This is a genomic window from Pseudarthrobacter sp. CCNWLW217, from assembly GCF_037203985.1.
In the GTDB taxonomy this organism is placed as follows: domain Bacteria; phylum Actinomycetota; class Actinomycetes; order Actinomycetales; family Micrococcaceae; genus Arthrobacter.
Map to the genome: position 1 here is coordinate 1 of NZ_JBBCBT010000041.1, position 5,029 is coordinate 5,029.

Annotated in this window: 4 protein-coding genes and 1 pseudogene; all 5 read right to left on the bottom strand. The window is 61.5% G+C overall.

The features are described from left to right. A pseudogene (locus V9L18_RS21880) lies at positions 1-258 on the bottom strand (amino acid ABC transporter permease); the annotation flags it as partial. A gap of 45 nt (positions 259-303) precedes the next feature. Continuing rightward, on the bottom strand, positions 304-1,221 hold the full coding sequence (locus V9L18_RS21885; protein WP_337349248.1) for an ABC transporter substrate-binding protein: 918 nt from the start codon (positions 1,219-1,221) through the stop codon (positions 304-306). Positions 1,222-1,400: 179 nt separating this feature from the next. Beyond that, complete coding sequence (locus V9L18_RS21890) at positions 1,401-2,078, bottom strand: GntR family transcriptional regulator (RefSeq protein ID WP_337349249.1); 678 nt, start codon at positions 2,076-2,078, stop codon at positions 1,401-1,403. A gap of 42 nt (positions 2,079-2,120) precedes the next feature. Next, the gene (locus tag V9L18_RS21895) at positions 2,121-3,575 is read right to left on the bottom strand and encodes an NAD-dependent succinate-semialdehyde dehydrogenase (RefSeq protein ID WP_337349250.1); all 1,455 of its coding nucleotides are present in this window, start codon (positions 3,573-3,575) and stop codon (positions 2,121-2,123) included. A gap of 30 nt (positions 3,576-3,605) precedes the next feature. After that, on the bottom strand, positions 3,606-4,859 hold the full coding sequence (locus V9L18_RS21900) for an aspartate aminotransferase family protein (RefSeq protein ID WP_337349251.1): 1,254 nt from the start codon (positions 4,857-4,859) through the stop codon (positions 3,606-3,608). Positions 4,860-5,029: the final 170 nt, after the last annotated feature.

The window sequence follows — 5,029 nt, forward strand, 5'->3', positions numbered from 1 at the left end:
GCGCATGATCGCCAGGCCCAGCCCCAGGAGCGTTCCCAGGGTCATGCTGGCCACCGTGAGGAAGATCGTGAGCATCAAACCACGGAGAATCGTTTCGTGGGTAAAGTACCGTGCAACCACATGCCACTTGAAGTTGGGGTTGGTTGATACCGAGATCAGGATGCCCAAAGCCAAAAGGCTACACACAACCCAGGCGGCATACTCGAAAGTGCTTCGTCGCCGGAGCCTTGGCTTGAGCGCCGGGTCGACCGCATTCATTGCGGTCTCACTTCCTTGACGAACGAATTTCTCCACGGCGTCCCTCTAATTGAGCTTGGCGTCGGTGATGGCGCCGGACTCCAGGCCCCAGTTCTCGAGGGACTTCTTGTATTCCGGGGTCTCAAGGACGGACTGGATCGCTGCCTGCATGGCCGGGGTCAGCGGGGAGCCCTTTTTCAGGCCGACGGCGGTCAGGTCGCTTGAGCCGACGTTGACCCGGCCGAGGATGGTGAAGGAGCCCGGCTGCTGCTTCTGGGCCCATGCGAGCGAGGTCGTGTCGTAGAGGATGCCGTCGATCCGCTTGGAGTGCAGCTGGACCAGGGCGTCCTGGATGTTGGGCAGGGTCACGGCGTTGATCGCCGGCTGGCCCTTGGAGGTGCAGGTCTGCTCGCTCAGGGCCGGAAGGCGCAACAGCTGGCCGGTGGAGCCTTGGGTGACGGCGATGTTCTTCCCGCACAGGGTTTCAACGGTGAGGTTCAAAGGGTTCCCGGCGGCTGCTGCCACGGAGTTTCCAGCCCTGAAGTAGTCGATCATGTCCAGGACCTTGAGCCGCTCTTCGGTCTTGGACATGGTCGTGGCCGTGAAGTCGAAGCGGCCGCCGTCCAGGCCCGGGACGATCGTGTCGAACTTCGTGTCCACGAACTTCAGCTTCAGGTCAAGCTTTTTGGCAATGAGCCGTGCCACGTCCGGGTTCAGGCCGATCGGGGTGGTGTTGTCCTCCGCGAGGAACGTCGTCGGCGGGTAGTGCAGGTCCATCGCGACCGTCAGTTCGCCCTTGTCCTTATAGGACTGCGGCAAAAGTGCCACGGCAGCAGCGTCAGGCTGGACGCCCTCCGAGATGTCAGCCGTATTCGATGTCTTGGATCCTTCCTGAGCTGAATCGTTACCGGCATTTGACCCGCAGGCGGTTAGCGCCAGTAAAACGGCCAACCCTGCACCGGCTACCCGGACCTTGATTCTCATCTTCGTCGGAGTCTCCTTCCAAAACAGAGCCACAAATCCTTACCTACTATGCAACCACCCTCGCGGTAGATCGTCGACAATTTACAGGGATTATCTTTGTTGACGGCACAAGAGAAGGCCAGATCCAAGCGGACCTGGCCTTCTCTTACGGAATGGCGGATAAGGAGAATCTCGGGAGGTTACTCTTCCGTTGTCCCGGTAAGATCCTCCACGGCTGTTTCCATGTGGCGTGTGATGGCTTTGTGTAGTTCTTCGCGACGGCCTGCCTGCAGGAGATCGAGGATGTGTTGGTGTTCCTGCACGAGGACGTCTATTCGGGGATAGGCGACGGCCAGATTGAGAATGCACATCCTCGATTCGGCTGCGAGGGTTTGATAGATCCGGATCAGGCGAGTATTGCCAGCCCCGGCTACGAGGGAGGTGTGGAACTGCATATCCAGCCGTGCAATCGCCTGCCAGTCCGAAACAGCAACCTGTTTTGCCATGTCGCTGATGGTGGCCTTTAAGACCTGGCAGGTGTCCTTGACCTGTTCCGGACCGGCGTCCAGCAGTGCGTCCGCGGCAGTTGATTCCACAGCCTCACGTACGGCGTAGATCTCCCTGATGTCTTCCGTGGTGAGCTCAAGGACGAAAACGCCCCGGTTACGCCGACTGACGAGGATCCCTTCCTGGCACAGCCTCTGCAACGCCTCACGGACTGGACCCCTCGAAGTGTTTAGCTGGCTTGCCAAGACAGATTCATTGATCTGTTCTCCCGGACCGAACATGCCCTGAACAATCTGTTCCCGCAGCTGATCGGCGATCAGCTGCGCCGTGGGTCTTCCCTCCAGTGCAAAGAGCCCTTCCGGTGCCGCCATCGATATCCCCCTCATCTCACTCTTTCGCCTGCTACACGTCTTTTAGACAGCTATGGCGGTGTACTTGGTCTCAAGAAATTCCTCGATGCCAATCTTGCCGCCTTCGCGCCCCAGTCCCGACTGCTTGACACCGCCGAACGGCGCTGCGGGATTGGAGACAAGGCCGGTGTTCAGTCCGACCATGCCTACTTCCAGTTCTGCGGAGAAGCGGAGAGCCTTGTCCATGTTCTCAGTAAAGACGTAGCCGACCAGGCCCCACTCGGTGTCGTTGGCGAGTCGAAGCACTTCGTCTTCGCTGTCGAACGGGGTGATGGCTGCCACCGGACCGAAAATCTCGGTGCTCATCAACTCGGAGTCCAATGAGACGTCCGTCAGGACAGTGGGCGTGTAAAAGTATCCAGGACCTTCGGGACGGCTTCCTCCCGTCAGGATGCGTGCACCCTTGGACACCGCGTCGGCCACGAGGCTTTCGACCTTGTCCAGGCCCTTCTGTTCGATCAGCGGACCCACCTCGGTCCCCGACACCGCGCCGTTGCCCACCTGAAGTTCGGAGATCTTCTTGGCGAACTTCTCGCTGAATTCCTCCGCCACTGACCGGTGGACGAAGAAGCGGTTCGCGGCAGTGCAGGCCTCACCCATGTTCCGCATTTTGGCCTTCATCGCGCCATCAACTGCCTTCTCGATGTCGGCGTCGGCGAGGACGATGAAGGGGGCGTTTCCACCCAGCTCCATCGAGGAGCGCATGACATTGTCGGCCGCCTGGCGCAGCAGGATCTTGCCCACCTCGGTGGAGCCGGTGAAGCTGATCTTCCGTGCAATGCCGCTGCTGGTCCAGGCCCCCACCACAGTTGAGGCGCTGGAGGTCGTGACGACGTTCAGGACGCCGTCGGGAAGGCCTGCCTCCCTGAAGATCTGAACCAGGGCAAGGGACGTCAGCGGGGTCAGCTCGGCAGGCTTGAAGACCATGGTGCAACCGGCCGCGACGGCGGGGGCGATCTTGCGGGCGCCCATGGCCAACGGGAAGTTCCACGGGGTCACCAGCACGCAGGGGCCGACCGGTTCCTTGGTGATCATGATCCGGGTGTTGCCGTCAACGGAGGTGGCATGGTCTCCGCCAATGCGGACGGCTTCTTCGGAGAACCAGCGGAGCATTTCGGCGCCATAGGCCACTTCTCCCCGTGCCTCGGCAAGGGGCTTGCCCATCTCCGCGGTCATGATTGCCGCCAGGTGGTCGGTGTTGGCAATGACCAGTTCAAAAGCCCGTCGCAGGATGTCGGCACGTTCGCGGGGAGTGGACTTGCCCCACGCCGCCTGGGCGTGGCCTGCAGCCTTGATCGCCAAGGCTGCATCTGCCGGCCCGCCGTCGGCTACGTGGGCGATGATTTCGTTGGTAGCTGGATTCTCCACCGGGAAAGTGGCGCCGCTGGCGGCCTTCTGCCAGGCGCCATCGATGAACAATTCCGTGTGAAGCCCTGAGGGGTCGAATGAGGAGCTCATGTCACGCTTTCAAAAATGGTAGGGGAGATACTAGGAGGTGGCTGTTTTCAGCGCCTGGGTGAACCTGGTCAGGCCGGCTTGGATTTCGTCGCTGCTGACGTTGAGCGCCGGGATGATGCGGACGACGTTTCCGTGCGGACCGCAGGTGAGGAGCAGCAGTTCTTCCTTGATGGCTGCTTGCTGGACTGCCAGGGCGGTAGCGGAATCAGGGGTGTTGTCCGGCGAGGTAAATTCGACGCCCTGCATGAGGCCGCGGCCGCGGACATTGCCGACTCCCGAAAATTCTGTCTTGAGCTGGTTGAGCCCTGCCCGCAGTTCATCGCCCCGTACCAGGGCGTTCTCCACCAGGTTCTCGCGTTCGATGACGCCCAGGGTTGCGACGCCGGCTGCGGCTGCGACGGCGTTTCCGCCGTAGGTGCCTCCCTGTGAACCTGCCCAGGCTTTGCCCATCAGTTCGGTGGAGGCGGCGATGGCTGAGATGGGGAAGCCGCTGGCGAGTCCCTTCGCGGTGATCACCACGTCGGGAGTGATGCCTGCCCAGTCGTGGCCCCAGAACTTTCCGGTGCGGCCAACACCGGCCTGGACCTCGTCGAGGATGAGTACGATGCCGTGGCGATCAGCCCGCTCGCGCAAACCTTGGAGGAACGCCGGGGGAGTGGGGATGTAGCCGCCGTCGCCCAGGACGGGTTCGATGATGAAACCGGCCGTGTCTGCCGGGCTGCTGATGCTCAGGAGGAGGTGGTCCAGTTCCTTCAGCGCGAATGTGACGGCGGTTTCCTCGTCCCAGCCATACCGGTAGGAGTGCGGGAAGGGTGCAATGTGCACTCCACCCATGAGCGGGGAGAAGCCTGAACGGAACTTCGTGCCGGCCGTGGTGAGCGAAGCGGCGCCCACGGTCCGACCGTGGAAGCCGCCGTGGAAGGAGATGATGTTGGGCCGCCCCGTGGCCATCCGGGCCAGGCGGACCGAGGCCTCTACTGCCTCGGAGCCGGAGGTCGCGTAGAAAACGCTGTCCAGCCCCGAGGGCAGGAACTCTCCCAGCTTTTCGGTCAGCTCAAGCAAGGGCTTGTGCATCACGGTGGTGTACTGGGCGTGGACAATCTTGCCCACCTGCTCACGAGCAGCCGCTACGACATCAGGGTGGCAGTGACCTGTGCTGGTAACACCGATTCCAGTGGTGAAATCGAGGTACTTCTTGCCGTCAGTTGCGTGGATCCAGCTGCCGAGGGCATGGTCGACGACGACCGGAGTGGCCTGCTTGAGGAGGGGACTGAGAGTTGCCATGGCTTCATACTTTCTTAGGGCCTGTAGATTGTCAACAATAGGCGATGTTGGGAAGGTGGGGATAGTCGGTGCGTGTGTTAAACCGTCTCGAAGCGTTGGGGGCGCGCGAAGTTGAGGCTGTCGAAGGTGCGCTTGCCGAGGGCTTCGTTGGCGGCGATTTCGCCGTAGCC

Coding starts and splice junctions, on each gene's coding strand:
- V9L18_RS21895 (WP_337349250.1), bottom strand. CDS start 3,575: ATGAGCTCCTCATTCGACCCCTCAGGGCTTCACACGGAATTGTTCATC.
- V9L18_RS21885 (WP_337349248.1), bottom strand. CDS start 1,221: ATGAGAATCAAGGTCCGGGTAGCCGGTGCAGGGTTGGCCGTTTTACTG.
- V9L18_RS21900 (WP_337349251.1), bottom strand. CDS start 4,859: ATGGCAACTCTCAGTCCCCTCCTCAAGCAGGCCACTCCGGTCGTCGTC.
- V9L18_RS21890 (WP_337349249.1), bottom strand. CDS start 2,078: ATGGCGGCACCGGAAGGGCTCTTTGCACTGGAGGGAAGACCCACGGCG.